Source organism: Devosia geojensis, from assembly GCF_000969415.1.
Lineage (GTDB): Bacteria > Pseudomonadota > Alphaproteobacteria > Rhizobiales > Devosiaceae > Devosia > Devosia geojensis.
The window spans coordinates 1-1,022 of the sequence record NZ_JZEX01000069.1 but is presented as its reverse complement, the minus strand read 5'-3'; the positions used below and the strand labels follow the sequence as shown (position 1 = coordinate 1,022).

At 70.1% G+C, this 1,022-nt stretch carries 1 protein-coding gene; it reads right to left on the bottom strand.

The window, feature by feature from the left end; all coding sequences use genetic code 11:
- Positions 1–76: 76 nt before the first annotated feature.
- A complete protein-coding gene (locus VE25_RS07000) occupies positions 77–802 on the bottom strand; it encodes a helix-turn-helix transcriptional regulator (protein WP_046107895.1) in 726 nt (241 codons plus the stop codon).
- Positions 803–1,022 lie beyond the last annotated feature (220 nt).

Sequence of the window (1,022 nt, the reverse complement as noted above, 5' to 3'; positions counted from 1 at the left end):
CCCCCACCCTCATTCCCTTCCCTCAAGGGGGAGGGAGGCGAAAGAGCCGTCGGATACCGCTTGAACCCGAACGATCCTAATGCGTCGGGTGCGCGCCCGATTCGGCGATCCAGTCCGGGTGCTTCTTGCGCCATTCCTCCTCCCACTCGCGCGCCAGCACGGCGCGGCGCTTGCCGTAGCGGCTCTCGGTCGGGTGGAGGGAGACGATGCGGTCGGTGCGGAAATTGCGGAACGCCTGCCGCAGGCAGCACCAGGCGGCGATGATCTGCTTGCCCTCGTAGTAGGCCAGTTGCACCGGCCAGATGTCGCGCTCGCTCTCGCGCCCGCCCTCGTCGCCATAGACGATGCGCACCGCTTTTTCCGAGCGCATGGCGCGGCGGATGTCGGCAAGGATCGGCTTGGGCGCGAGGGGGCCGCGCATCAGCACCGGCCAGAGGCCGGTATCGCCGATCCGGTCGCGCAGGTCCTCGGGCGAGGCGGTGGCGATCTTGGCGAGCGCGATCTTGGCGGCGCTGACCAGCCCGTCGTCCGGCTGCGCCCCGACCCAGCGCGCGCCGAGCACCAGCGCTTCCAACTCCTCGGGGGTGAACATCAGCGGCGGCATGAAGAAGCCCGGCCGCAGCATGTAGCCGACGCCGGCCTCGCCATCGATCGGCGCGCCGAGGCCGATCAGCGTCTGCACGTCCCGGTAGAGGGTGCGCACCGACACCCCCTGCTCCTCGGCGAGCTGCGCGGCCGTGACCGGCCGGCGATGGCGCCGCAGCGCATCCATGACGGCAAAGAGCCGCTCGGTCTTGTCCATGTCGCCTCCCGCGCCTCGTGCCTTCTTACTGGCCGGCTACGTTCGCAGCAACCGGCATGCGCGAGCGCCGCCCGGCCTTGTGGCCTGCGGTTGCTGAGGTGGCGGCAACGGCGGGCTTGGTCCCCGTTTTTATTCTCGCGCCGGATCAAAGGGTTGGGCACTGCCTCCCCTCCCCCTTGAGGGGAGGGGTCGGGGGTGGGGGGAAGTTTCGGTGGCTCCC